General features: G+C 48.0%; 1 protein-coding gene. It reads right to left on the bottom strand.

Annotated features, from left to right (window positions below):
- Positions 1-300 (bottom strand): M14 family metallopeptidase (locus R0J87_RS19380; protein WP_498888282.1); only part of this gene is annotated, 300 nt, incomplete at both ends.

Genomic DNA, 300 nt, shown 5'->3' with positions numbered 1-300 from the left:
CCTGTGTGCAAATCGATAATATGCGTGCATTTTTTAACCACATGTTCACTGAACTGATAGGCCATACGGGCTGCCGTTGAGCCACGTTCAGAGCCAGGAAAACACCGGTTAAGATCGCGTCTGTCAGGCAAATAGCGGGATTTATGAATGAATCCGAACACATTGACGACTGGCACAGCCACCAGAGTACCGTGTAATTTTGACGGATTTACTTTGTTCAGCAGTTGCCTGACGGCTTCTACACCATTTAACTCATCACCATGAATAGCAGCGCTGACCAGCAAAATCGGCCCCTGGTAG

Origin of the sequence: Halomonas sp. SIMBA_159 (genome assembly GCF_046536035.1) — a bacterium.
Taxonomy (GTDB): Bacteria; Pseudomonadota; Gammaproteobacteria; order Pseudomonadales; family Halomonadaceae; genus Vreelandella; species Vreelandella venusta_A.
Note: the sequence above shows the minus strand (reverse complement) of the source record. Positions and strands in the feature narration are given on the sequence as shown.